Here is a 24,211-nt window from a genome sequence, read left to right as displayed (position 1 = left end):
GCCGCCAGCGTTCAATCTGAGCCATGATCAAACTCTTCAATTTAAGTTTGGTTGCGTCGCTACCGAGGTAGTTCAGCGGCTCAATGAATTGCTGAAATAAACTGTTCGACTTCTTATTGCTAAGAAACCGTCTTGGTCACTTCACCAGACATTGAAAATCAAAAATTAATTTTGATGCTCGATGCTGTGAGTGCCCACACAGATTGCTTGATTCAAATTGTTAAAGAGCGACGCAGCTTTTGACTGCTGCGGGAGTGGCATTCTACTCAACCGCCTTCTCGAGTCAAGCCCTATTTTCAAAGGCTTTTTCGAGGCACCGACCGGCTTGTCTGCGTTGCCGCTTGCCCTGTCGATGGAGGCGCATTATAGGGAGCAGAAACTTTCTGGCAAGCCCATTTTCGTAAAAAATGGCAATAAATCTTCAAAAATGGGCCTTTCTCTAGTTATTCATGTCCAAACACAGCTTTTGTACAAACTTATCCACAGAACAGGGGTAGGGATTGCTAGAATGGTCGTAAATCAAGGAGGCCAAGATGGACTTGCGACTGAGACCCTATAAAGGAAAACGCCCGCAACTGGGCAAGGATGTATATGTGGATCCCTGCGCCACCCTGGTGGGTGACATAGTGCTCGGCGACGATGCCAGCATCTGGCCACTGGTGGCAGCTCGGGGGGATGTGAACCATATCCGCATCGGCGCCCGCAGCAATGTGCAGGACGGCACGATTCTGCACCTCAGCCGCAGGAGCGAGGCCAATCCCGATGGTTACCCCCTGCTGATCGGCGAGGATGTGACCGTGGGCCACAAGGCCATGTTGCATGGCTGCACCATAGGCAACCGGGTGCTGGTCGGCATGGGGGCCATACTGCTGGATGGGGTGGTGGTCGAGGATGATGTGATGATAGGGGCCGGCAGCCTGGTGCCACCGGGCAAGCGGCTCGCATCCGGCTTCCTCTATATGGGGAACCCGGTCAAGCAGGCACGGCCGCTCAAGCCGGCAGAGATTGCCTTTCTCAAGACCTCGGCCGACAACTATGTCCTGCTCAAGGATGAGTATCTGCAAGAGGCTTGAGGCAGACAGAGAACGAAAACAAGAAGCCCGGCATGCGCCGGGCTTCTCTGCTTATATAGCTAGCCAATCACCGTGGTCAGACTCAGTGGGCCTGATCCCAGTTGTCACCGGTCCCGGCTTCCACCACCAGGGGCACATGCAGCTCGGCCGCCGCCGACATCTTCTCCTTGATGAGGGCGATGTACTCTTCCAGCTTCTCCTCCCGGATCTCGAACACCAGTTCATCGTGAACCTGCATCAGCATGTGGATGGAGCCATCGGTAATGCCCCGGATCCAGCCATCGACGGCGATCATGGCGCGCTTGATGATGTCGGCGGCCGTGCCCTGCATGGGGGCGTTGATCGCCGCCCGCTCCGCCGCCTTGCGCAGACCGGCGTTGCGGGACTTGATGTCCGGCAGATAGAGGCGGCGACCGAACAGGGTCTCGACATAGCCCTGGGCTTCCGCCTGCTGGCGGGTGCGCTCCATGTATTCCAGCACGCCCGGGTAGCGCTCGAAGTAGAGATCCATGTACTTCTGCGCCTCGGCACGGCCGATCCCCAGCTGCTTGGCCAGACCGAAGGCACTCATGCCATAGATGAGGCCGAAGTTGATCGCCTTGGCGCTGCGGCGCATGTCGGTGGTCACCGCATCGAGCGCCACCCCGAACACCTCGGCGGCGGTCGCCTTGTGGATGTCCTTGCCCTCGGCAAAGGCGGTCAGCAAGCCCTGGTCACCGGAGAGGTGCGCCATGATGCGCAGCTCGATCTGGGAGTAATCCGCCGCCACCAGCTTGTAGCCGGCGCTCGGGATGAAGGCCTGACGAATGCGGCGCCCCTGCTCGTTGCGCACCGGAATGTTCTGCAGGTTGGGATCGGTGGAGGAGAGCCGGCCGGTCGCCGCCACCGCCTGATGGTAGGAGGTGTGTACCCGCCCGGTCTGGGGCTTGATCATCAGCGGCAGCTTGTCGGTGTAGGTGGACTTGAGCTTGGCCAGGCCACGGTGTTCCATCAGCAGGCGCGGCAGCTCATAGGTCTCCGCCAATTCCGCCAGCACCTCTTCGGCGGTGGACGGCGCGCCCTTGGGGGTCTTCTTGAGGATGGGCAGCCCCAGCTTGACGAACAGGATCTCGCCGAGCTGCTTGGGCGAGGAGAGGTTGAACTCCTGCCCGGCCAGCTCGTGGGCCTGACGCTCCAGCTCCGCCAGACGCACTTCGATCTCCTGGCTCTGCTGGTGCAGCAATTTGGGGTCTATGGTGGTGCCGAGCAGTTCCATCCGTGCCAGCACAGGCAGCAGGGGCAGTTCGATCTCGGTGAACACCCTGGCCAGCTCGGGCTGCTTGCTCAGCTCGCCCCACAGGGTCTGGTGCAGACGCAGGGTGATGTCGGCATCTTCCGCCGCATAGGGCGCGGCCTGCTCCAGCTCGATCTGGTTGAAGGTGAGCTGCTTGGCCCCCTTGCCGGCGATATCCTCGAAGGAGACGGTGTCGACGCCCAGATACTTCTTGGCCAGAGAGTCCATGTCGTGACGGCTGGCGGTGGAGTTGAGCACATAGGATTCGAGCATGGTGTCGAAGGCGATGCCCTGCAGGTCGATGCCGTGGTTCTGCAGCACGTTGCGATCGTACTTGAGGTTCTGGCCGACCTTGAGGCGGGCCGGATCTTCCAGCAGCGGCTTGAGCTTGCCGAGCACCAGCGCCTCACTCAGCTGGGCCGGTGCCCCCAGATAATCGTGGCCGAAGGGCACATAGGCCGCCTTGCCCGGCTCGACGGCGAACGACACGCCAACGACGCGCGCTTCCATGTAGTCGAGACTGGTGGTCTCGGTATCGAAGGCAAACAGCGGTGCCGCCTGCAACTGTGCCAGCCAGGCGTCGAACTCGGCCTCTTCCAGGATGCAGCGATAGTCGGTTTCGATGGCGGCAGCCGGGGCAGCGCCTTCCTCGTCACCGTCACTCCCGCTCTGATCGCCCCCTTCCAGCTCCTTGATCAGGTTGCGCAGCTCGTACTCGCGGTAGACCGCCAGCAGGGACTCCTTGTCGATCGGGCCCAGCAGCAGCTCTTCCAGACTCTGCTCCAGCTCGACGTCGGTCTTGATGGTCGCAAGTTGATAGGAGAGGCGAACCTGATCCTCCTGCTCGCGGAATTTGTCGGCAAACGTCTTGGAGCCACGGAAGCCGAGGGCGGCGACCTTGTCGAGGTTGGCGGCGATCTGATCGATGCTGCCTATCCCCTGCAACAGGGCCTGGGCCGTCTTCTCGCCTACCCCTGCCATGCCGGGAATATTGTCCACCTTGTCCCCCATCAGGGCCAGGTAGTCGATGATGAGTTCGGGGGGCACGCCGAACTTCTCGATCACCCCGTCCCGATCGGTCTTCACATCTTTCATGGTATCGATCAGGGTGACATGGTCGGAGACCAGCTGGGCCATGTCCTTGTCCCCCGTGCTGATGAGCACCGGCAGTTGTTTTTCTGTCGCCTGGCGGGCCAGGGTACCGATCACGTCGTCGGCCTCCACCCCTTCCACCATCAGGAAGGGGAAGCCCATCGCCTTGATCATCTGGTGAATGGGGGCAACCTGGCTGCGCAGATCGTCCGGCATGCTGGCACGGGTCGCCTTGTACTCGGGGTAGATGTCGTCACGGAAGGTCTTGCCCTTGGCGTCGAACACCACGGCGACATGGCTGTCGGGGTATTGTTTGCGCAGGCTGCGCATCATGTTGGCCATCACCCGCACGGCGCCGCTTGGCAATCCGGTGGAGGTTCGCAAGTCGGCCTGCTGGGAGGCGAAGAAGGCGCGATACAGATATGAAGAACCGTCAACCAGAATGAGGGGATTGCTAGGGGCCATGAAGTCGTCCTGCCAGAGAGATGAACAGCCGCTAGGATGCCACAGGGACCCCCTGGCACCAAGGGGGCCGGCCTAACCTGTTGCTGGATGAATACCAAACAAATTCTGTGGATAACTCTGTGACCAAAAATGGCCGTTGCTGACCGCCCCTGTGAAGAACAACGAAGGGCAAATCAAAAAAACCATTACAATTAATAAGTTACACACAACCACTCGTATAAAGATGTATCGAGGATGACATGGCCAAATGTGGAAAAAATTTTAAGGGGATGAGTCAGGCAGGATCCAAAACGAAACAATCCTAGCACAGCATCCTGACTTGACCAGCCGGTGGCGAACGATAACCATACAAAAGTGCCAGTTTCCACCTTGGCTCACATTTTCGACAACAAGGAGTCTTCCCATGAAAAAAGTGGCCGTGATCTTGAGTGGTTGTGGCGTGTTTGATGGCGCCGAGATCCACGAGGCGGTGATCAGCCTGCTCGCCCTGGCGCGCCAGGGTGCCTCCACCCAGTGCTTCGCTCCCGATGTGCCCCAACTCCATGTCATCAATCACCTGACCGGTGACGTGAGCGAGGGGGAGAGCCGCAACGTGCTGGTCGAGGCCGCCCGCATCTGCCGCGGCCAGATCCGCGATGTGGCCGAGCTCGACGCCGCCGATTTCGATGCCTTGCTGCTGCCCGGCGGTTTCGGTGCCGCCAAGAACCTGTGTGACTTCGCGATCAAGGGGGCCCAGTGCCAGATCCAGCCCGATGTGCTGAAGGCGTGCCAGAGCTTTGCCCGCGCCGGCAAGCCAGCCGCCTATATCTGCATCGCGCCGGCCATGATCCCGCTCATCTATGGCGCCGGCACCCTGGCCACCATAGGCAGGGATGAAGGGACGGCCAGTGCCATGGAAGCCATGGGCGCCAGCCACCTCGCCTGCCCGGTCAACGAGTTCGTGGTGGATGAGGAGCGCAGAGTCATCTCCACCCCCGCCTATATGCTGGCCAACAACATCATCGAGGCGGCAGACGGCATAGAGAAGGCGGTCAAGCAGCTGCTCGCCATGTGCTGAGGCAAGGAGCCAGGTCCCTGCCCGCCATCAACGAGAAGGCCGCTCATAGAGCGGCCTTCTCACATGCGACGAGGAACGGCAGGGGATCAGATGGCTTCGTCCATCTGATCGATCTTGCCGAGCAGGGCGCGCAGACGCTCTTGCCAGGCTTGATGCTCGTTGCGCAGCTGATGGTTCTCATCTTGCAGCTGGTTGTTCTGCTGCTTCAGTTCGTCCAGCTCCATCTTCAGCAGGGAGATGTTGTCGACGGCGGATTGGACTTTGGATTCGAGTTGTTCAAGGACTTCTAGTGACATGATGCGTACCTGTTTGTTCAATTGCGATGCCCCACAGAGGGCAATGCCAGCGCGTGGAGTCAGCATACCCTGAGCCGCTTCGCACAAACAAGCCGGAGCGGGGGAAAATGCGGTCTCACCGCCATCCCAGCTCAAATCTGCGTCGATTTCCTTCACATGGGCCGGGATTCATCCCTGCCAGGCGATATATCCGCCCAGCAGCAGACAGGCCATCAGATACATGAAGGCACCATAGGCCAGGTTCCAGCGCAGCAGCAAGGAGGCACTCAAGTTGTAGCGGGCGGCCAATGCCAGGTTGGAGCCGGAGAGCGGGCTGGTACCGGTCGCCAGCCCCCAGCCAAGCAGGAAACACAGGCCGAGCAGGCTGGGATCCGGATTCAGGGGCCAGAGCAGCGGCGCCAGCCCCGAGATGCTGATCAGGGGATGCACCCCGAAGATGGCCACCACCAGGATCAGCAACAGGGTCAGCGACGCTTCGAACCAGCCGAAGTGCTGGAACAGCGGCAACCCGTGATCGCCGACGGCCAGGGTGGACAAGGCGCTATGGATGCCCGCCGCCAGCAGTCCAGCGCCGAGAAACAGCACCAGCTGGCCACCGATGGCGGGGAAGCGCTCCACCACCTGTCGCCTGAGCGCCAGGGCACGCCCCTGGCGTGGCATGAAGATCAGCGCCAACAGAGGAGCAACCAGGGCGATCACCGCCAGAATGCTGAGGGCGGGCCACCACTGCTTCACCAGCAGCACGGCCGCCACCAGGGCCAGCGGCAGTCCCAGGGTCTGCACCCGCAGCGGATACCCCTGAAAATCGGCGATCGCCCCCAGCCGCTCGACCTGCCAGGCGGTGACCCCCATGGCGATGAGGGCGCCGAGCATGCCGAACGGCAAGATGGGAGCCAGCCGCATGCCGGGGGCATAGGTGAGCGCCACCGCCATGGCCACGAAGAAGGGGGACCAGAATGCGGCGGCGCAGAAGATGCGGCTCAGCACCATGACCTGGCGTCGTTCCAGGCTGTTGTTGCGCTCCAGCCGATCGCCAATGATGAAGAGCACCGACAGGTTGATCACGGCCCCCAGCAGGTTGAGGCTCGCCATCGTGCTCCACAGCCCCTTGCGTCCTGACCAGGCAGGGGTACCGGTCAGCAGCCCAGAGGTCGCGAGATTGAGGGTGCTCACGGCGGCGAACATGGTCAGCATGTCGATATTGGGTAGCAGCCACTCCCCCAGGGTGAGTTCGGCACCGCGCACGAAGGAAAACAACAGCAGTATCAAGGCGGCCCCGTATAGCGCCAACGCCTGGCGCCTGGCGGCTCCCGCCATCCTGGGCCAGGTCAGCAGGGACGCCATCCAGGCCGCCAGGGCGGCGGGCCAGGGCGAAATGCCCCCGTAAAGGTGCAGCAGATTGAGCAGCCACATTGCCAGGATGAGCCATCCCGACCACCACTTGGCCATGGTCCAGCCTTACATCAGGAGAGTCAGAGGCACTGGTCCATGTCCAGCGAGGGTTTGTCGCACTCGGGATGACCGACGATCTTGGCTGGCACACCGGCGACCGTGGTATGGGGCGGCACCGGGTTGATCACCACGCTCCCCGCCCCTATCTTGGCCCCCATGCCGACTTCTATGTTGCCGAGCACCTTGGCACCGGCACCGATCATCACCCCTTCACGGATCTTGGGATGGCGATCACCCCCCTCCTTGCCGGTCCCCCCCAGGGTGACGCTCTGCAAGATGGAGACATCGTCCTCGATCACCGCCGTCTCACCGACCACTATGCCGGTAGCATGGTCGAACATGATGCCTTTGCCGATGCGGGCTGCGGGATGCACATCCACCCCGAACACCACCGAGATCTGGTTTTGCAGATAGAGCGCCAGCGGGCGGCGACCCTGCAGCCACAACCAGTGGGCCACCCGGTAGCCTTGCAGAGCATGGAATCCCTTGAGATAGAGCAGGGGCGTCGAGAAGAATTCGACCGCGGGGTCTCGCTCCTGCACGGCACAGATGTCGGCTGCCACCACGGCCAGCAGATCGGGATCGCTGCGCAGGGCCTGCTCTATTACCTCGCGCAGGGCGATGGCGGGCATGGTGGCGCTGTCGAGCTTGTTGGCAAGCTGGAAGCTCAAGGCCGAGCGCAGCGTCTCATGATTGAGAATGGTGGAGTGGAAGAAGCTGGCCAACATGGGCTCCTGGGTCGCCATCATGCCCGCTTCCTGCTGAATTTTTTGCCACGTACGGGCAACCAGATCATCCATGTTACTGCCTACTGTTGTTCGATGGGGGAGCCTTGCCGTTCCTTGTGCACCACAGAGATGGGATCCATGTGAATGATGACGTCCGTCCGCTCAAAGGCCTGGCGCACCGCCAGTTCCGCCTCGTCGGCGATCTGGTGGGCCTTGACCAGGGGGAGCTGATCATCCAGCTCCAGATGTAACTGCACAAAACGGGTCGGCCCGGATTGGCGGGTACGCAGATCATGCACACCGTGCACACCGGCGACCCCACAGCAAAGGGCCATTATTCTCGCTTGTTCCTCCGCTGGCAACTGGCGATCCAGCAGGGCCTGTACCGACTCGTACCCTATGGTCAGCGCGCCCCACAGCAGGAAGAGGCCGATCAGGACGGCAAAAAGGCCATCGGCCCAGAGCCAGCCCTGCCCCGCCAGCACCAGGGCGAGCAGGACACCGCCGTTGAGCAACAGATCGGAACGGTAGTGCAGCATGTCCGCCTTGATGGCCACACTGCCGGTGCGCCGCACCACGAATTGCTGGAAGCCCACCAGCAGCAGGGTCAGTGCCATGGAGCCCAGGCTCACCCAGATGCCCGCCTCCAGCCGCAAGATGGGATCCTCCTTGAGCAGGGAGGAGATGCCGTGCATCACCAGCAGCAGAGCCGACCCCGCGATGAAGGCGGACTGGATAAGGCCGGCCAGGGATTCCGCCTTGCCATGGCCGAATCTGTGCTCCTCATCGGCGGGGGTCATGGCATAGCGGATGGCGAGCAGGTTGATGATGGAGGCACTCACGTCCATGAAGGAGTCGGTCAGGGAGGCCAACAGGCTGGAAGAGCCCGTCATCAGCCAGGCGATCAGCTTGCCGGTGATGAGCAGGGTGGCCGTACCGACGGCAGCCATGCTGGCCAGGGTCACCCAGCGGGAATATTGTTGATGGCTCACAACCGGCTTTCCTCTTGCGGTTAAAAATCTATTATACCCTGACCCAGCGCCCCCTTTGGCGCGAAAAATGATCGGAACTGGCGACTGATGAACAGAATTTTGCTGGTCGATGACGACCTGGACCTCACCCAGATGCTCCATGAAATCCTGACCCTGGAAGGTTTCCAGGTGACGGTGGCCGATGATGGCGAACAGGGGCTGCTCCAGCTGGAACAGCAGGCCTTCGATCTGATCCTGCTGGACGTCATGATGCCCAGGCTCAACGGCTTCGCCATGCTGGCCAGGCTGAGGGAGCGACTCGATACCCCAGTACTGATGCTGACCGCCCGCGGCGACAGCCAGGACAGGGTCAATGGTCTGGAGGCGGGCGCCGATGACTACCTGGCCAAACCGTTCGACGACAGGGAGCTGCTCGCCAGGATCCGCGCCATACTGCGTCGCACCCAGGGCAGCAACCCATCGAGGATGGGCGCCGACGAGGTGCAGTTCATGGATATCCAGCTGCAACCCGGCCTGCAGCAGGCTTGCTGCGATGGCAGACAGCTGGAGCTGACCGCCACCGAATTTGGCCTGCTGGAATGTCTGCTGCGCAGCCCTGGGCAGATCATCAGCAAGAGGCAGCTCTCGGAACAGGTGCTCGGCAAGAAGCTCGAGCCCTTCGATCGCGCCATCGACATGCACCTGAGCAACCTGCGCAAGAAGCTGCCGGAGCGAGCCGATGGCCAGCCCCGCTTCAAGACGGTGCGGGGCCGCGGCTACCTCTGGCTGGACGCAACATGAGGCTCCCCCCCCTTCATGGTCTCTCCGGCCAGATCTTTCTCTGGTTCTGGAGCATGTTGCTGCTGATCCTGGCGGTGGTGATCAGCCTCCCTTCCCTGGATCCACGCAACACCATACCCCTGCCCCCCAAGGAGCGGCTCTCCATGCAGCAGCACGTGCGCACCCTGCTGCAAGGTGCCAGGCCCGATCGGGCATTCGATCTGCAACAGGCGTTGCAAGCCGCCGGTCTGATGCAGGTGGGCAGCATCTATGTGCGGGACCAGGAGGGTCAGGTGCAGGCCTCCACGCCGCCGGACAAGTTCGTGATGCGGTTCATGCTGGAGGTGGATCAGCCGGACAACCCCATGATGGGGCGCGACCACAACGATGCGGTCACAGGCCCCTTTCTGCTCGAGCACAATGGTCACAGCTATCAGGTCTACTTCGGCCTCAATGTCGACAACCCCTACCTGTTTCTGGTGATCCAGATCCTGGATCACCCCGTGCTGATCCTGCTGGTCGCCATGTTGATCAGCACGCCACTGTGTCTGTTGCTTGCCATGCGCCTGACCCGCCCCATTCAGCAGTTGCAGCAATCCGTCTCCCAGATCGCCGCCGGTGAGCTGGAAACCCGGATCCCCAATCTGGAGCGGCGCGACGAGATTGGCCAGCTGGCCGACAACGTCAGCCACATGGTGGAAACTCTCAAGCTGATGATACAAAAGCAAAAACAGCTGTTATCTGACATCTCCCACGAGTTACGCAGCCCCTTGACTCGCATCCAGCTGGCCCAGGCGCTGATCCGGCGCAAGCAGGGCGACAGTCACGAACTGGCCCGAATCGAGTCCGAGATTGGGCGACTCGACAAGCTGATCGGCGACCTGCTCGACCTCTCCCGCGCACAGCAGCGGGTGGAAGCTCCCATCTACTACCCCCTCGCCGAGCTGCTCGAGCCCATACTGGATGACGCCCTGTTCGAGGCCCACCAGAGCGGCAAGCGCCTGATCGTTCCCCCCCTGCCCAACCTCTCACTGCGGATCTGGCCCGAGCTGCTGGCGCGCGCCCTGGAGAATCCGCTGCGCAACGCCCTCAAGTACGCCGAGAGCCTGATCGAGGTGGAGTGGCACAGCACGGCGCAGCATTGGACCATGAGCATCCGCGATGACGGGGCAGGGGTGCCCAGCGAACAGCTGGCGCTGCTGTTCCAGCCCTTCTACCGGGTCGACGATGCCCGCAACAGCCAGACCGGCGGGACCGGCCTCGGACTGGCCATCGCCGCCGAGGCGGTGCACCGCCATGGCGGCCATATCACGGCCACCCACAATGCCCCCCACGGCCTGCTCATCACCATCACGCTGCCGCTGACATGAGTCTCTTTTCATTGCCTCAGCGGCTGGGTATGCTGACGCCCCTCCCGGCCCCCATCAGGATCTTGTCATGCTCGATATCGTGCTCTATCAACCGGAAATCCCCCCCAACACGGGCAATATCATCCGACTCTGTGCCAACACCGGCTATCGGCTGCACCTGATAGAGCCTCTGGGATTCGAGTGGGATGATAAGCGGGTCAAACGCGCCGGACTCGACTATCACGAATTCGCCGAGGTGAAGCGCTGGCCAAGCTATGAGGCCTTCCTCGCGACCGTGGCGCCCAGGCGGGTATTCGCCTGTACCACCAAGGGGTCAAGGCCCCACTCGGCCGTTGACTTCACCCTGGGGGATGCCTTGCTGTTCGGCCCCGAGAGCCGTGGCCTGCCCATGGAGATCATCGAGAGTCTGCCGGGCGAGCAGCGCCTGCGCATCCCCATGCTGCCCCAGAGTCGCAGCATGAACCTGGCCAACGCCGTCTCTGTGTTCGTCTACGAGAGCTGGCGCCAGCTCGGCTATCAAGGCGCCCAGTAGAGCCCCGCAACACAGAGGGCCCGCTTGCTGACAAGCGGGCCCTCTCGATATCGGCGGCATGAGGCGGGATCAGGCACGGGACGCGAGCAGCCGCCCATCCCGCTCCATGCGCCAGCAGAGCAGACCCAGGCTCAGGCCCCGGCCGACCATGAGCGCCGCCATCGCCGCCCAGAGCGCACCACTGCCTAGGGGTTGTGCCAGCCACCAGACCGGGAAGAAGCCACCAAATACCGCCACCAGCATGCTGTTGCGCATCTCGCGGGCCCGGGTCGCCCCGATGAAGACCCCATCGAACAGGAAACACCAGACCGCCAGCAAGGGCATGGCCACCAGCCAGGGCAGATTGCGTTGCGCCTCCCGGATCACCTCGGGCAGACCCGTCATGCTGGCGACAAGGCCTGGCCCCCCCAGGGCGAACGCCAGGGTAAAACCGGCGGCAATCAACAGAGCCCAGCCCAGATTGAGCACTATCACCTCCCGCAGCCCCTGACGATCGCGACGCCCTATGGCGCGCCCGACCATGGCCTCGGCCCCATAGGCAAATCCATCCAGCCCGTACGAGATCAGCATCAGCAGATTGAGCAAGACCGCATTGGCGGCCACCGTCACATCGCCGAGCCTGGCCCCCTGCAACGTCATGAAGGCGAAGCAGAGCTGCAGGCAGAGGGATCGGATGAAGATGTCACGGTTAAGCCCCAGCAGACGCAGGAAGACAGGCCACTGCCGAAAGCGATGCAAGGCGCCCTGCCAGACAGCCGGATCCATCGCTCGCAGACGACGGCTCACCAGCCAGATGCCGACCCCGAGCGCACAGTGATCGGCGATGAGGGAGGCCGCCGCCACCCCTTTGACCTCCCAGCCCAGTCCCAGCACGAAGAGAGCATCGAGGGCCATGTTGACGAGATTGGTCAGGATCAGCAACGCCATGGGCGTGCGGGCATCCTGCAAGCCCAGCAACCAGCCCATGATCACCAGATTGCACAGGGCCGCCGGGGCACTCCAGATCCGCACAGCCACATACTGACCCGCATAGTGCTGCACCTCGGCCGAGCCTCCGCTCAACCCAATGATCTGAGGCAGGAGGGGGAACACCAGCAGCATGATGCCCACCCCCAGCAACAGTGCCAGCGCCATGGCACGCATCAGGGTGTCTAGCATCTCCCGCCCGCAGGCCGCCCCATGGGCCTGGGCGGTCAGCCCTGTGGTCGACATGCGCAGGAAGCCAAGCAGCCAGAAGATGAGATTGATCAGGGTCGCCCCGACCGAGACCCCCCCGAGAAACCAGGCCTGGCTCAGGTGGCCGATGACCCAGGTATCGACCAGACCGAGCAGGGGGGTGGTGATGTTGGAAAACACCATGGGCAGCGCCAGGGCGAACACGGCGCCGTGGCGGGCAGGATCCCGCAGCCAGTCGGGGAAACGCGCCACGGGCTCAGCTGCCGGACAGGGTCAGGATACGGTCAAAATCCGATACCAGCGCCTTCATCGCCACATGAGGCACCTGACCCGGGACCGACTCGGGCCGGAAGATGGCTTGCAGCTGGCCTTCTGGGTTGACCAGCACGATGGAGGCCGAGTGATCGATGAGGTAATCCTTCTCACCCTGCTCGGCGATGGAGTAGATGAGCCCCAGATTGCGCACAAAGGGGAACAGGGCGCCATGGGGCGCGGTCGCCGCCTTGAAGTCGGGCTGGAAGAAGGCGACATAGCTCTTCAGGCGCTCCGGTGTGTCCCGCTGGGGATCCGCCGAGATGAAGACCACCTGGCTGCGCGCATCCAGCTTCTGCAACTCGGGATAGACGGACCTCAGATCGGCAAGGGTAGTGGGACAGACGTCGGGGCAAAAGGTGTAGCCGACGAACAGGAAACTCCAGTGCCCCTTCAGGTTCGCCGGCGTGAAGGGCTGGCCATCGGCGTCGACCAGGGAGAAGGGGCCCAGATCTCGCCCAACGGCATAATAGGTGGCCTGTTCAGGCTCTTCCGGTTTGTGGATAAACCAGGCGCTGGAAACACCCGCAATAAATACCAGCAATAACAGAGGGAAACGCCACTTAGCCATAGTCAATCCAGTGATCCGCCAACAGGACGATGAAGAGTACCATCAGATGGGTGATGGAAAATTTGAAGCATTGTATCGCAGTCTGCTCGTCCGGGGAGAACTTGAGACGCCAGGCCCACTGCACAAACCTCAGATTGAGACAGAGGCTGCCGATCAGATAACCCGGGCCTGCCATGCCAACCAGCCAGGGCAGCAGGCACACCAGGGTAAGCAGCAGGGTGTAGAGCAGCACACAGGTCTTGGTGAACTCGATGCCATGGGTCACCGGCAGCATGGGAATATTGACCCTGGCATAATCGTCGCGCCTGTGGATGGCCAGCGCCCAGAAGTGGGGCGGGGTCCAGGTGAAGATGATGGCCACCAGCAGCAGGGCGTGGGGATCCAGCGTCCCGGTCATCGAAGTCCAGCCAAGCAGAGGGGGCATGGCCCCCGCCAGCCCGCCGATCACTATGTTCTGCGGGGTCGCCCGCTTGAGCCAGACCGTGTAGACGACGGCGTAACCTATCAGGGACGCAGCAGTCAGCCAGGCGGTGAGACCATTGACGCCCAGCCAGAGGATGGCGATGCCGCCGGCACAGAGCGCCAGGGCAAACGTCATCGCCTGGCGGGTCTCGATGCGCCCCCTGGCGACCGGCCTGTGGTGGGTACGCGCCATGCGCAGGTCTATGTGCCTGTCCAGCACATGATTGATGGCGGCCGCCCCTCCTGCGGCCAGGCCGATACCCGTCAGGGACAGGAACACCAATCCCGGACCTGGCAGCTGGCCGGTGAGGTACATGCCAACCAGGGCGGTGAGCAACAGGAGTGCGACCACCTTGGGCTTGGTCAGCATCAGATAGTCTTGCCAACGCCATCTCGCCGTGGCGTGCAGTGCATGCGTTCGCGCCATCTCAACGCTCCCCTGTGTGGGCCGACCGTCGGCCGAGTACAAACCAGACGGTCACCATGGTGAGCAGCAGCAAGGCGGCCACCCCATGGTGAGCCAGGGCCACGGGCAAGGGCAGCATCAGCCCTATGTTGCTCACCCCCAGTACCACTTGCAGCAACACCAGGGTGGCAAGCACGCCTCCCAGCACAGCCCACCCCTCTCGGCCCAGCTGCCAGGCCAACCACAGCAACGTCAGTACCGTCACCAGGGCCCAGCTTCTGTGAGTCAGTTGTATGGTCATTCGCGCCCCATAGGGCAGCACGCCGAACTGATAGCTGTCACTCGGGGGTGGCACGGGATCGAACGCACGAATGAAATCGAGCCAATGCCACCAGGGCCCCTCGCACCAGGGCAGCTGATGGCAGGTGAGCGCCGCATAGTTGGCCGACGTCCAGCCGCCAAGGGCTATCTGGATCACCAGTGCCACCAGGCCTACCCGCAGCAGCCGCAGCGTCCGCCCGGGTGCCTGCACTGATGGTGCGGCGTGTGTCGCTGACCAGTGCCTGAGCGCGGCGAGCCAGAGCAAGGCCAATATGGTCATACCGCCCAGCAGATGGCTCAGCACCACCAGTGGAAACAGGTTCATGGTCACCGTCAGCATGCCGAGTAACCCCTGACCCACCACCAGTGCCAGCGTCAGCCAGGCGAGCCGTCGGCCCTGCCGTCGGTAGAGAGAGAACAGGGCCTGAGCGAGGATGACAAGCCCGAGCAGGCCAGCACAATAGCGGTGGATCATCTCGTTCCAGGCGAGGTGGGGTTGCAGCGGGGTATCCGGGAAGCGGCGCTCTGCCAGCATCAATTCATGGCTCTGGCTCGGCACCAGGTGAAAGCCGTAACACCCGGGCCAGTCCGGACAGCCGAGCCCGGCTTCCGTCAGCCGAGTATAGGCACCGAGCACCACTACCACCGCCGCGAGCAACAGGGCACACAGACTGATCCAGCGCATATTCCCCCCATGGGCCCAGTGGGCCAGATGGTCTCTTGTTATTATCCGATCCTTGATAACTTCAACAGCTTGCGAAGGTCTGCCAGCAATGCCTCCCCGGCCGACAGGCGGGACCCCGCCTCCAGCGCTATGGGGTAGCGCAGTATCAGCCGTCCCTGGGGATCGGCGATATAGATGAACCCCTGGGCCAGGCCGGTCTGGTTCTCCGCCGCCTGGATCAACGGATCGCTGCTTTCGCCCCCCAGGCGCATGGGGACCACCCGCTCTCGCTCCTGGCCAAGCGCCAACCAGCTCTGATGCAGCAGGAAGAGCCCGGCTTCACAGCGGTCGTCACACACGGCCTGCGTGGGCATGAGCATATGCCAGCGACCCTGCTGGGGAACCTGTCCCTCAACCCACTCCCCTTTCGCCGTCACCCCCCCTTCGAACCAGTGCTGGCTCAGCACCAGCCAGGCGATCGCAGGAGAGGCCAGAAAGATCAGCACCAGGCCCAGCAACGGCATCATCTTCATTCAACCTCCTTGTCATCGTCGTGGGCGGCCCCCTTGCGCCACCACCAGAGCGTGAGACCCGCCAGTGTCAGGGTCATGGCAAACCACTGCACGGCATAGCCGATGTGGCGCTCGGGGGTCATGGGGTTATCCGGCTTGTGACGCACCAGCTCGGGCCAAGAGCCGCCCTCCTCCAATATCAGGACAAAGGGGAGTACCGGCCGTTGCCACCGTGCGGCCAGCCGGGGAGTGTCTATCGCCTGGACTCGCGTCGGCCACTCTTCCTCTGGGCCGCCGAGACGCAGAGGGGGATGATAGGGGCGCGCCACCCGTCCTCGAATTCGGTACTCTCCTGCCGGTTGCGAAACAGCTGGTATAACCTGACGATCTTCTCCTTGGGGCACCCAACCCAGATCGACCAACAATAACCCCTGTGCCGTAACCAGAGGGCGTAAAACCTGGTAACCCGGCTGCCCTTGATAAACCTGGTTATCGAGGAAGAGGGTAAGCCCTGGGGCGAATCCCCCTTCCAGTGAGAGCTGATAGCCATACCTGTCCTCCTTGACCAACAGGTCCTGCAGACTCAGTTCAAGCTGACCACGCTGCTGATTCAGCTCAAGCAGCTGGCGCTTTTGCGCTGCACGAGTCAGCTGCCAGCAGCCCAGCCAGGCCATGAGCAATCCCATGGTCAAGGCCAGCACCAGCAGGCCACCCCTGCCTTTTGCCCCTGCAAAACCGCCTATAATCATGGCATTACCCTTAGAGTGACGCCCATGATCATCAAACTCCTTATCGTATTGCTGCTCGCCATGGTACTGATTTCCCTGTTCAGGGCCCTGTATCAACTCGTCAGGGGCCAGACTCACCTGCCGGCGAGCCACTACCTGGGGCGCAGAGTGATCTTCTCCGTGCTGCTGGTCATACTGCTTTTGCTGGCCATGATGAGCGGCCTGCTGACCCTCAATCCCTCACCTTTCTGATCACTCTCTAAAGGATATAGACGAAAACAAACAGGCAGAGCCAAACCACGTCAACAAAATGCCAGTACCAGGCGCTCGCCAGGAAGGCAAAGTGGTGATGTGCATTGAAGTGCCCCTTCATGACCCTGAGCCACATGATGGCCAGCATCAGGGAACCCAGGAAGACATGCATGCCGTGGAAGCCGGTCAGCATGAAGAAGGTGTTGCCATAGATGCCGGATTTGAGGGTCAGCCCCATCTCGGTATAAGCGTGGTAATACTCAAGTACCTGCAATGACAGGAAGAGGAGACCGAGCAATACTGTGCAGCCAAGCAACAGCTTGACCCGATTGCGATGGCCCCGCTCCAGAGCCTGGTGAGCGAACTGCAGCGTCACCGAAGAGCTGAGCAGCAGCAGGGTATTGACAAGGGGTAACCCTTGCCAGGGCATGGCCTCGGTCTGGGTCCCCCCTGGCGTGGTCACCAGTGGCCAGATGGCCTGGAAGTCGGGCCAGAGCACTTGGTGAGTGCTCAGATGGTGCAGATGTTCCCCCCCCAGCCAGGGGACTGACAGTACACGTGCATAGAAGAGCGCCCCGAAGAAGGCGCCGAAGAACATGACCTCGGAGAAGATGAACCAGCTCATCCCCTGGCGAAAAGATCTGTCCATCTGTGGGCTGTACAGCCCGCTCATCGACTCGTTGATGACATGGCCGAACCAGCCAAACAGCATGCCCGTGATGGTCAGGGCTCCCGCCAGCAGGAGCCAGCCCCCGGGGTTGCCATGGCTGATCAGCATGCCGGCTCCCGATGCCATCAGGAACAGGCCAACCGCCCCCATGATGGGCCAGGGACTCTGCGCTGGCACATAGTATCTCGAATCGTTCGCCATTCTCGCCTCCGATACCGGACTCTCGCTCCCCTTGCCCAGGGTAGGTTCAACCATTTTGGCCACCCTGGCCCACCGCCCTGGTCACGTCATACAAGGTGTAGGAGAGGGTCAGGGTATGCAGCTCTGCCGGCAGCGCCTGATCGACATAGAAGTACAAGGGCAGCTGCGCTTTCTCTCCGATCGCCAGATGTTGCTGCTGGAAGCAGAAACACTCCGTCTTGTGCAGATAGCGGGCGCCGAGCCCCGGCGTGACGGAGGGCACCGCCTGCAACACCCGCGCACTGTCGGCCGAGTTTTCGACATTGAAGTGCGTGCGGCTCAACTCGCCCGGGTGCACCTTGATGCGCTGTACCACGGGGGCAAACCTGCCCTCGAACCCGGGGAAGGGATAAGCCACCAGCTCCAGCGTCACCGTGCGGCTGCTGTCTATCTCGCCCGTAGCGGCCGTGGCGGCCACGGACGCCGTCTTGCCATTGATCCCCGTAATGCGGCACAGGACGTCATACAGGGGTACCAGGGCATAGCCAAAACCGAACATCAGCAGGGTGGCCAGTACCAGTTTGAGGGTGAGCCGGGTGTGCATGTCACTTCACCTCTGGCGGTGTGGTGAAGGTGTGATAGGGGGCTGGCGAGGGAACTTCCCATTCCAGGCCATGGGCCCCATCCCAGGGTTTGGCCGCAGCCGACTTGCCACCTCGAATGCACTTGATGACCAGGTAGAGAAAGATGAGCTGGGACAGACCAAACGCGAACCCGCCCAGGCTGACGATGCTGTTCACATCGGCGAACTGGATGGAATAGTCAGGGATCCGCCGCGGCATGCCCGCCAAGCCGAGAAAATGCATAGGGAAGAACAAGACGTTGACCGAGATGACGGAGCACCAGAAGTGCCACTGGCCCAATCGTTCGTCATACATATGACCTGTCCACTTCGGCAGCCAGTAGTAGGCCGCCGCCATGATGGAGAAGACGGCTCCCGTCACCAGAACATAATGAAAGTGGGCCACCACGAAGTAGGTGTCGTGATACTGAAAATCCGCCGGTGTGATGGCCAGCATGAGGCCGGAGAAGCCTCCCATGGTGAACAACACGATGAAGGCGATGGCAAACAGCATGGGCAGCTCGAAACTGAGGGAGCCTCGCCACATGGTGGCTACCCAGTTGAAAACCTTCACGCCGGTAGGCACCGAGATCAGCATGGTGCAATACATGACAAACAGCTCGGCAAACACCGGCATCCCAGTGGTGAACATGTGGTGGGCCCATACCAGGAAACTCAAGCCGGCGATCGAGGCGGTGGCGTAGACCATGGAGCTGTAACCGAACAGCGGCTTGCGAGAGAAGGTGGGGACTATGGCCGAGATGATGCCAAAGCTCGGCAGGATCATGATGTAGACCTCGGGGTGGCCAAAGAACCAGAAAATATGCTGGAACATGACAGGATCCCCACCCCCCGCGGCATCAAAGAAGCTGGTACCAAAATACTTGTCGGTCAGCACCATGGTCACCACCCCCGCCAGTACCGGCATGACGGCGATCAGCAGGAAGGCGGTCACCAGCCAGGTCCAGACAAACAGGGGCAATTTCATCCAGGTCATGCCTGGCGCCCTCAGGTTGCAGATGGTGACGATGACGTTGATGGCCCCCATGATGGAGCTGATCCCCATGATATGGATGGAGAAGACAAACAGCGCCGTGCTGTCCGGGGAATAGTGGGTGGAGAGAGGGGCGTAGAAGGTCCAGCCGAAATTGGGGCCGCCCCCTTCGGTGAACAAAGTGCTAAGCAGGATCAGGAAGGCGAACGGCAAGATCCAGAAACTCCAGTTGTTCATGCGCGGCAATGCCATGTCTGGCGCCCCTATCATCATGGGGATCATCCAGTTCGCCAGTCCGGTAAAGGCGGGCATGACGGCGCCAAACACCATGATCAGGCCATGCACCGTGGTCATCTGGTTGAAGAAGCCGGGGTCGACCAACTGCAGGCCGGGCTGGAACAGCTCGGCACGGATCACCATGGCCATGGCGCCGCCGGTCAGAAACATGATGAAGCTGAACCAGAGATAGAGGGTGCCGATGTCCTTGTGATTGGTGGTCAGCAACCAGCGCAACAAGCCCCTGGGCTGATGGCCATGCTCTGCCTGATGATCGAGATCCGTGACGACACTCATCTTGCTCTCTCCTACATGGATTTGCCCTTGAGGAAGGCATCGACATCCTTGGCCTGCATCTCATCACCCTTGTCATTGCCCCAGGCGTTGCGTTCATAGGTGATGACCGCCGCCAGCTCCTGCAGGCTGAGTTGCTTGGCGAAGGCCTGCATGGCCGTGCCCGCCTTGCCGTTGAGCACAATATCCAGGTGTCCCGCCTTGGGACCCAGCGCGATCTGGCTGCCCTTGAGAGCGGGGAACGCGCCCGGCACCCCTTCCCCGCTGGCCATGTGACAGGCGGCGCAGTGGCCAAGATAGACCTTCTCGCCGAGCGCCATCAGCTCATCCCGGCCCATGGTCATCGAGAGCAGCTTCTGCTCTTGCTCCTTGGCCGCCAGCTGCTCGTCCCGCGTCTTGCTCAGCCACTGGTTGAACTCGGCCTCCGGCTTGGCAATCACCACTATGGGCATGAAGCCGTGTCCCTTGCCGCACAGCTCGGCACACTGACCCCGATAGAGGCCTGGGTGATCGATACGAGTCCAGGCCTCGTTGATGAACCCAGGGTTGGCATCCTTCTTCACCGCAAAGGCCGGCACCCACCAGGAGTGGATCACATCCTGGGAGGTGATGAGAAAGCGCACCTTCTTGCCGGTGGGCAGCACCAGAGGGCGATCCACCTCGAGCAGATAGTTCTCCCCCTTGCGGCGCTTGTTGTCTATCTGTGCCTGAGGGGTGGCCATCAGGCTGTAATACTCGACACCGTCGTCGAAATAGCGGTAATGCCACTTCCATTGGGAGCCGGTGATCTGCACCGTCAGGTCGGCATCGCTGGTATCTTCCATGGCGATCAGGGTGCGGGTGGCGGGTACGGCCATGCCGATGAGGATGAGGAAAGGGATCAGGGTCCAGAGGATCTCGACCCGGGTACTCTCGTGGAAGTGGGCAGCCTGCGCCCCCTTGTCCTGCCGATGATGCCAGATGGCCCAGAACATGACCCCAAACACCAGCAAGCCTATCAGGGCACAGATGATGAGTATGGTCATGTGCAGGTCGTACACGTTGCGGCTGACGGCGCTGACCCCCTCCGTCATGTTGAAGCGCATGCTGCTGCCGAGCGATGGGCCGCTCCAGGCACACAGAAAGATTGAGAGAGTAATCAGGACTCTTTTCACTCTGCCCCCCATTTTTAGCGCTGCCCTGCCGGGCGTCTCTTCCCCGAGATTGGTCTTGCGTGCCAATCAACAGGCTAAGTAAAGCAGCAAATGAGAATGTGTGAAAAAAGTGTTAAGAAATAAATTGAAAAAACAGCAGGGAATAAAAAGGCCCCGCGAGGGGCCTCAATCACATCCAGTCGGCGTTGCGGATCACGCCGACAGCCAGCCCTTCTATGGTGAGATGCTGGCTCGCCAGGTCGACGGCGATAGGCTGCAGCTCTTCATTTTCCGGCAACAGCCAGACCTGGCTGCCCTTGCGCTGGAAACGCTTGACGGTGACATCCTCATCGAGGCGTGCCACCACCACCTGACCGTTGCGCACCTCCTGGGTCTTGTGCACCGCCAGCAGGTCCCCGTCCATGATGCCGATGTTCTTCATGCTCATGCCCTGCACCCGCAGCAGAAAATCAGCCCGCGGATGGAACAGGGCGGGATCCACCTGATAGTGGCTCTCGATGTGCTCCTGGGCCAGGATGGGCTCGCCGGCCGCCACCTTGCCGATGAGGGGCAGCCCCTGTTCTTCGTTGGCCGCATCCTCTACCTCGTCGAGCAGCAGGCGGATGCCCCGCGAGGTGCCCGGCAGGATCTCGATCGCCCCCTTCTTGGCCAGCGCCTTCAAGTGCTCTTCGGCCGCATTCGCGGATTTGAACCCAAGCTTCTGAGCGATCTCGGCACGGGTCGGCGGCATGCCGGTCTCGCTCATGTTGACCTTGATGAGATCAAGCACCTGAGCCTGGCGGGGAGTGAGGGGTTTCATAAGATTGGCACCTGTCTTTTTATACAGCACACTGGCAGTATATACAGTGTGCTGACCAAGGCAAGGCTCGACTGACAATTGTCGCAGCCGAAGCCAAAATAACCCTGTTCAGGCCCTCATCAACGGACTCATCGTACCTCTCGGCGACAAGCCCTGCGTGATTTGCTATGCTCACGCCGCATTTTTTTGGAGAGCAGACGCACATGTCCCTCGGGCAGAGTATTTCCAGAGCCATACTGCAGTGGCCGGTCAGCGGCTTGGTCAATCACAAGAGCCTGCCGGAAAACCCCATCACGGAACTCAAGCTGGATCCGGCCAGACCCATCGTCTATGCCCTGAAGACCAGCTCGATCACCGACCTGATGACCCTGCAGCAGTGCTGCGAGGATCTCGGCCTGCCGGGCCCCTTCACCCCGCTTGAGCTGGGGGGTAGGGTCGTGCCACGCTACGTCTGCCTCGATCGGCCGCCCCCCCTGTTCGGATCCCGCAGCAAGCCACTCCCCTTCCTGCAGGAGTTCCAGCAACTGCTGGATTTGCACAAACTGGATGCCGAGCTGGATGTGCAGATGGTCCCCGTCACCCTGTTCTGGGGCCGCGCCCCGGGCCGGGAAGGGGAGGAAGCTTCCGGCTGGAACATCATCAGCAGCCTGGCTCCGAACCGGCTCAAGAAGGCGCTGATTGTGATCCTCAAAGGGCGCGAAAACCTGGTGCGCTTCTCCCCGCCGCTCTCTCTGCGTCACATGGCGGACAAGCACGGCACGGATCAGGCCATCGCCCACAAGCTGGCGCGGGTGGCCCGCATTCACTTCAGCCGCCAGCAACTGGCGGCCACCGGGCCCAAGCTGCCAAACCGTAACCTGCTGTTCAAGCAACTGCTGGATTCAAATGTGATCCAGCAGGCCATAGAGGAAGAGGCCGGGCGCGAGGGCATCAGCCTGGAGAAGGCCCAGAAGCGCGCCCATGACTACATGGACGAGATCGCCTCCGACTTCTCCTACCGGCTGATCCGCCTCGGTGAGAGCTTCCTCGGCTGGCTGTGGAACAAGCTCTATCGCGGCCTCTCGGTCAACGGTGCCGAGCAGGTGCGCCAGCTCGCCCAGGAAGGGCACGAGATAGTCTATGTCCCCTGCCATCGCAGCCACATGGACTATCTGCTGCTCTCCTACGTCATCTATCACCAGGGCATGGTGCCGCCCCATATCGCGGCGGGCATCAACCTCAACTTCTGGCCGGCCGGTCCCCTGTTCCGGCGCGGCGGCGCCTTCTTCATCCGCCGCACCTTCAAGGGCAATCCACTCTACAGCACGGTATTTCGTGAATACCTCAACCTGCTGTTTGCCAAGGGCTACTCGGTAGAATTCTTCACCGAAGGAGGCCGCTCACGCACCGGCCGCCTGCTCCCCCCCAAGACCGGCATGCTGGCGATGACCCTGCAGGCCATGATGCGCGGGCTGGAGAGGCCGGTGACCCTGGTGCCCGTCTATCTGGGCTACGAGCACGTGATGGAGGTCAACACCTACCACAACGAACTCAAGGGCAGTCGCAAGGAGAAGGAGAGTTTCCTGCAGGTGCTCGGCATCCTGCGCAAGCTGCGCAACTATGGCCGTGGCTTCGTCAACTTCGGCGAGCCATTGACCCTCAACGGCTATCTCAATGAGCATGTGCCACAGTGGAAGGCCCATATCGGTCAGGAGGAACGCCCCGAGTGGATGGCCCCCACCGTCAACCAGCTGGCCGAGCTGCTGATGACCCGGATCAACGATGCCGCCGCCGTCAACGGCCTGACCCTGAGTGCCCTGGCGCTGCTGGCCGCCGAGCGCCATGCCCTGACCCGGGACGAGCTGCAGGCACAGATCAACACCTATCTGGATCTGCTCAAGCAGGTGCCCTACAGCGAGCAGAGCACACTGCCCCAGGACAATGCCAAGGATCTGCTGGATCAGGCGATGGAGCTCAACAAGTTCGAGGTGAGCGAGGACAAGCTGGGCCAGATCATCAGTCTCGACCGCTATCAGGCGATCCTGCTGACCTATTACCGCAACAACATACTGCACCTGTTCGCCCTGCCCTCCCTGGTGGCGGCCCTGATCGAGCGGTGCGAGGGGATCTCCCGCGGCGAGATTGTCGCTCGCTGTGTCGACATCTATCCGCTGCTCAAGACAGAGCTGTTCCTGCGTTACCAAGAGGATGAGCTGCCGGATCTGGTCGACGCCCTGCTGGCCGAGCTGCAACGCCAGCAACTGGTCGAGGCTCGCGATGGCGGCTACTGGGTCAATCCAGGCAACCAGATGCGCCTGCTGCTGCTGGCCGAGAGCATCCAGGAGACACTGCAACGCTACGCCATCGTACTGACCCGCATGCTGGCCCAGCCCCACATAGAGGCGGAGCAGCTGGAGGCAGACGGCCTGATGATGGCGGAGCGCCTCGGTACCCTGCACGGCATCAACGCTCCCGAGTTCTTCGATCCCAAGCTGTTCAGCACCCTGATCCATACCCTGCGCAGCGAAGGCTATCTGGATCCGGGCTGCAAGCCGGATCTCGGCCGCTTCCAGGCCCTGGCCGACAATATAGTGCCGCTGCTCAGCAACAAGATCCGCCGCACCATACAGGCGGGCAACCGGCAGGCAGGCTGATCACGCCACCCGATGAAACAGGGCCCCAGCACCGGGCCCTGTCGTTATTGTGGCTCCCATCCTCCGCCAGGAAGACTCCAGCCTGCATCTTGCGAT

At 61.6% G+C, this 24,211-nt stretch carries 23 protein-coding genes; 7 read left to right on the top strand and 16 right to left on the bottom strand.

What is annotated here, in order from left to right:
* The first annotated feature begins 533 nt into the window (after window positions 1-533).
* The gene (locus tag ACEUCR_RS19535; protein ID WP_111874908.1) at window positions 534-1,073 is read left to right on the top strand and encodes a gamma carbonic anhydrase family protein; all 540 of its coding nucleotides are present in this window, start codon (window positions 534-536) and stop codon (window positions 1,071-1,073) included.
* An 82-nt stretch (window positions 1,074-1,155) separates the two neighbouring features.
* Here the strand turns inward: ACEUCR_RS19535 and polA are convergent, their stop codons facing one another.
* Window positions 1,156-3,903 (bottom strand): DNA polymerase I, encoded by a 2,748-nt coding sequence (polA, locus tag ACEUCR_RS19530; RefSeq protein WP_408791944.1) that lies wholly within the window; start codon window positions 3,901-3,903, stop codon window positions 1,156-1,158.
* A gap of 403 nt (window positions 3,904-4,306) precedes the next feature.
* Between polA and elbB the strand changes: the two genes are divergently transcribed.
* Window positions 4,307-4,960 (top strand): isoprenoid biosynthesis glyoxalase ElbB, encoded by a 654-nt coding sequence (elbB, locus tag ACEUCR_RS19525; RefSeq protein WP_408791942.1) that lies wholly within the window; start codon window positions 4,307-4,309, stop codon window positions 4,958-4,960.
* 86 nt (window positions 4,961-5,046) lie between these two features.
* Here elbB and ACEUCR_RS19520 read toward each other — a convergent pair whose 3' ends face one another.
* The 4 genes from ACEUCR_RS19520 to fieF form a co-directional block, all read right to left on the bottom strand.
* Window positions 5,047-5,256 carry a cell division protein ZapB gene (locus ACEUCR_RS19520; RefSeq protein WP_041997460.1) on the bottom strand — a complete coding sequence of 70 codons (210 nt, stop codon included), beginning with the start codon at window positions 5,254-5,256 and terminating at the stop codon, window positions 5,047-5,049.
* A gap of 168 nt (window positions 5,257-5,424) precedes the next feature.
* Window positions 5,425-6,705 carry a hypothetical protein gene (locus ACEUCR_RS19515; protein WP_408791940.1) on the bottom strand — a complete coding sequence of 427 codons (1,281 nt, stop codon included), beginning with the start codon at window positions 6,703-6,705 and terminating at the stop codon, window positions 5,425-5,427.
* Between the two features lie 23 nt (window positions 6,706-6,728).
* A complete protein-coding gene (gene cysE / locus ACEUCR_RS19510; RefSeq protein ID WP_111874912.1) occupies window positions 6,729-7,508 on the bottom strand; it encodes a serine O-acetyltransferase in 780 nt (259 codons plus the stop codon).
* An 8-nt stretch (window positions 7,509-7,516) separates the two neighbouring features.
* Complete coding sequence (fieF, locus tag ACEUCR_RS19505) at window positions 7,517-8,428, bottom strand: cation efflux pump FieF (protein ID WP_041997469.1); 912 nt, start codon at window positions 8,426-8,428, stop codon at window positions 7,517-7,519.
* Between the two features lie 87 nt (window positions 8,429-8,515).
* Between fieF and ACEUCR_RS19500 the strand changes: the two genes are divergently transcribed.
* The 3 genes from ACEUCR_RS19500 to trmL all read left to right on the top strand — a co-directional run bounded on the left by ACEUCR_RS19500 (window position 8,516) and on the right by trmL (window position 11,089).
* Window positions 8,516-9,208: a response regulator gene (locus ACEUCR_RS19500; protein ID WP_111874913.1), complete on the top strand. Its 693-nt coding sequence runs from the start codon at window positions 8,516-8,518 to the stop codon at window positions 9,206-9,208.
* A complete protein-coding gene (locus ACEUCR_RS19495) occupies window positions 9,205-10,557 on the top strand; it encodes an ATP-binding protein (RefSeq protein WP_408791938.1) in 1,353 nt (450 codons plus the stop codon). The genes ACEUCR_RS19500 and ACEUCR_RS19495 overlap by 4 nt, the downstream gene beginning before the upstream one ends.
* 67 nt (window positions 10,558-10,624) lie before the next feature.
* Window positions 10,625-11,089 (top strand): tRNA (uridine(34)/cytosine(34)/5-carboxymethylaminomethyluridine(34)-2'-O)-methyltransferase TrmL, encoded by a 465-nt coding sequence (trmL, locus tag ACEUCR_RS19490; protein WP_111874915.1) that lies wholly within the window; start codon window positions 10,625-10,627, stop codon window positions 11,087-11,089.
* A 69-nt stretch (window positions 11,090-11,158) separates the two neighbouring features.
* On the opposite strand, the gene ACEUCR_RS19485 is transcribed toward trmL, so the two are convergent.
* The 6 genes from ACEUCR_RS19485 to ACEUCR_RS19460 all read right to left on the bottom strand — a co-directional run bounded on the left by ACEUCR_RS19485 (window position 11,159) and on the right by ACEUCR_RS19460 (window position 16,199).
* Complete coding sequence (locus tag ACEUCR_RS19485; protein WP_408791948.1) at window positions 11,159-12,448, bottom strand: MATE family efflux transporter; 1,290 nt, start codon at window positions 12,446-12,448, stop codon at window positions 11,159-11,161.
* A gap of 73 nt (window positions 12,449-12,521) precedes the next feature.
* Entirely contained in the window at window positions 12,522-13,148 is a 627-nt protein-coding gene (locus ACEUCR_RS19480) for an SCO family protein (RefSeq protein WP_392445576.1), read from the bottom strand.
* Window positions 13,141-14,037, bottom strand: coding sequence for a heme o synthase (gene cyoE / locus ACEUCR_RS19475; protein WP_408791935.1), 897 nt, complete (start codon window positions 14,035-14,037; stop codon window positions 13,141-13,143). Before cyoE ends, ACEUCR_RS19480 begins: the two co-directional genes overlap by 8 nt.
* 1 nt (window position 14,038) lies before the next feature.
* Entirely contained in the window at window positions 14,039-15,022 is a 984-nt protein-coding gene (locus ACEUCR_RS19470) for a COX15/CtaA family protein (protein ID WP_408791933.1), read from the bottom strand.
* Between the two features lie 41 nt (window positions 15,023-15,063).
* Window positions 15,064-15,534, bottom strand: a complete 471-nt coding sequence (locus tag ACEUCR_RS19465; protein ID WP_408791931.1) for a hypothetical protein — start codon at window positions 15,532-15,534, stop codon at window positions 15,064-15,066.
* On the bottom strand, window positions 15,531-16,199 hold the full coding sequence (locus ACEUCR_RS19460) for an SURF1 family protein (protein ID WP_408776093.1): 669 nt from the start codon (window positions 16,197-16,199) through the stop codon (window positions 15,531-15,533). Before ACEUCR_RS19460 ends, ACEUCR_RS19465 begins: the two co-directional genes overlap by 4 nt.
* Window positions 16,200-16,286: 87 nt before the next feature.
* Here ACEUCR_RS19460 and ACEUCR_RS19455 point away from each other — a divergent pair, with 87 nt between their 5' ends.
* The gene (locus tag ACEUCR_RS19455) at window positions 16,287-16,493 is read left to right on the top strand and encodes a DUF2909 family protein (RefSeq protein ID WP_041997493.1); all 207 of its coding nucleotides are present in this window, start codon (window positions 16,287-16,289) and stop codon (window positions 16,491-16,493) included.
* 7 nt (window positions 16,494-16,500) lie between these two features.
* Here the strand turns inward: ACEUCR_RS19455 and ACEUCR_RS19450 are convergent, their stop codons facing one another.
* From ACEUCR_RS19450 to lexA, 5 genes are all read right to left on the bottom strand, one after another.
* A complete protein-coding gene (locus tag ACEUCR_RS19450) occupies window positions 16,501-17,418 on the bottom strand; it encodes a cytochrome c oxidase subunit 3 (protein WP_244463719.1) in 918 nt (305 codons plus the stop codon).
* A complete protein-coding gene (locus tag ACEUCR_RS19445; RefSeq protein WP_041997497.1) occupies window positions 17,411-17,947 on the bottom strand; it encodes a cytochrome c oxidase assembly protein in 537 nt (178 codons plus the stop codon). The genes ACEUCR_RS19450 and ACEUCR_RS19445 overlap by 8 nt, the downstream gene beginning before the upstream one ends.
* A 1-nt stretch (window position 17,948) precedes the next feature.
* Complete coding sequence (gene ctaD / locus ACEUCR_RS19440; RefSeq protein ID WP_392445586.1) at window positions 17,949-19,532, bottom strand: cytochrome c oxidase subunit I; 1,584 nt, start codon at window positions 19,530-19,532, stop codon at window positions 17,949-17,951.
* A gap of 11 nt (window positions 19,533-19,543) precedes the next feature.
* Entirely contained in the window at window positions 19,544-20,683 is a 1,140-nt protein-coding gene (gene coxB, locus ACEUCR_RS19435; protein ID WP_408791929.1) for a cytochrome c oxidase subunit II, read from the bottom strand.
* Between the two features lie 169 nt (window positions 20,684-20,852).
* The gene (gene lexA / locus ACEUCR_RS19430; protein ID WP_041997504.1) at window positions 20,853-21,482 is read right to left on the bottom strand and encodes a transcriptional repressor LexA; all 630 of its coding nucleotides are present in this window, start codon (window positions 21,480-21,482) and stop codon (window positions 20,853-20,855) included.
* Between the two features lie 203 nt (window positions 21,483-21,685).
* On the opposite strand from lexA, the gene plsB reads away from it, so the two are divergent.
* Window positions 21,686-24,115: a glycerol-3-phosphate 1-O-acyltransferase PlsB gene (gene plsB / locus ACEUCR_RS19425; RefSeq protein WP_111874923.1), complete on the top strand. Its 2,430-nt coding sequence runs from the start codon at window positions 21,686-21,688 to the stop codon at window positions 24,113-24,115.
* Window positions 24,116-24,211 lie beyond the last annotated feature (96 nt).

Source organism: Aeromonas bivalvium (assembly GCF_046078285.1).
Lineage (GTDB): Bacteria > Pseudomonadota > Gammaproteobacteria > Enterobacterales > Aeromonadaceae > Aeromonas > Aeromonas bivalvium.
The sequence above is the reverse complement of the archived record's forward strand: the minus strand, read 5'-3'. Positions and strand labels throughout refer to the sequence as shown.

Excerpts from the sequence above, each read along its gene's own strand:
- elbB (WP_408791942.1), top strand. The coding sequence starts at position 4,307 with ATGAAAAAAGTGGCCGTGATCTTGAGTGGTTGTGGCGTGTTTGATGGC.
- ACEUCR_RS19470 (WP_408791933.1), bottom strand. The coding sequence starts at position 15,022 with ATGCGCTGGATCAGTCTGTGTGCCCTGTTGCTCGCGGCGGTGGTAGTG.
- ACEUCR_RS19465 (WP_408791931.1), bottom strand. The coding sequence starts at position 15,534 with ATGAAGATGATGCCGTTGCTGGGCCTGGTGCTGATCTTTCTGGCCTCT.
- ACEUCR_RS19515 (WP_408791940.1), bottom strand. The coding sequence starts at position 6,705 with ATGGCCAAGTGGTGGTCGGGATGGCTCATCCTGGCAATGTGGCTGCTC.
- ACEUCR_RS19500 (WP_111874913.1), top strand. The coding sequence starts at position 8,516 with ATGAACAGAATTTTGCTGGTCGATGACGACCTGGACCTCACCCAGATG.
- ACEUCR_RS19485 (WP_408791948.1), bottom strand. The coding sequence starts at position 12,448 with ATGGTGTTTTCCAACATCACCACCCCCCTGCTCGGTCTGGTCGATACC.
- trmL (WP_111874915.1), top strand. The coding sequence starts at position 10,625 with ATGCTCGATATCGTGCTCTATCAACCGGAAATCCCCCCCAACACGGGC.
- polA (WP_408791944.1), bottom strand. The coding sequence starts at position 3,903 with ATGGCCCCTAGCAATCCCCTCATTCTGGTTGACGGTTCTTCATATCTG.
- ACEUCR_RS19445 (WP_041997497.1), bottom strand. The coding sequence starts at position 17,947 with ATGCACACCCGGCTCACCCTCAAACTGGTACTGGCCACCCTGCTGATG.
- lexA (WP_041997504.1), bottom strand. The coding sequence starts at position 21,482 with ATGAAACCCCTCACTCCCCGCCAGGCTCAGGTGCTTGATCTCATCAAG.
- ACEUCR_RS19460 (WP_408776093.1), bottom strand. The coding sequence starts at position 16,199 with ATGGGATTGCTCATGGCCTGGCTGGGCTGCTGGCAGCTGACTCGTGCA.
- ACEUCR_RS19480 (WP_392445576.1), bottom strand. The coding sequence starts at position 13,148 with ATGGCTAAGTGGCGTTTCCCTCTGTTATTGCTGGTATTTATTGCGGGT.
- cysE (WP_111874912.1), bottom strand. The coding sequence starts at position 7,508 with ATGGATGATCTGGTTGCCCGTACGTGGCAAAAAATTCAGCAGGAAGCG.
- plsB (WP_111874923.1), top strand. The coding sequence starts at position 21,686 with ATGTCCCTCGGGCAGAGTATTTCCAGAGCCATACTGCAGTGGCCGGTC.
- cyoE (WP_408791935.1), bottom strand. The coding sequence starts at position 14,037 with ATGGCGCGAACGCATGCACTGCACGCCACGGCGAGATGGCGTTGGCAA.
- ACEUCR_RS19520 (WP_041997460.1), bottom strand. The coding sequence starts at position 5,256 with ATGTCACTAGAAGTCCTTGAACAACTCGAATCCAAAGTCCAATCCGCC.
- ACEUCR_RS19450 (WP_244463719.1), bottom strand. The coding sequence starts at position 17,418 with ATGGTTGAACCTACCCTGGGCAAGGGGAGCGAGAGTCCGGTATCGGAG.
- ACEUCR_RS19455 (WP_041997493.1), top strand. The coding sequence starts at position 16,287 with ATGATCATCAAACTCCTTATCGTATTGCTGCTCGCCATGGTACTGATT.
- ACEUCR_RS19535 (WP_111874908.1), top strand. The coding sequence starts at position 534 with ATGGACTTGCGACTGAGACCCTATAAAGGAAAACGCCCGCAACTGGGC.
- ctaD (WP_392445586.1), bottom strand. The coding sequence starts at position 19,532 with ATGAGTGTCGTCACGGATCTCGATCATCAGGCAGAGCATGGCCATCAG.
- ACEUCR_RS19495 (WP_408791938.1), top strand. The coding sequence starts at position 9,205 with ATGAGGCTCCCCCCCCTTCATGGTCTCTCCGGCCAGATCTTTCTCTGG.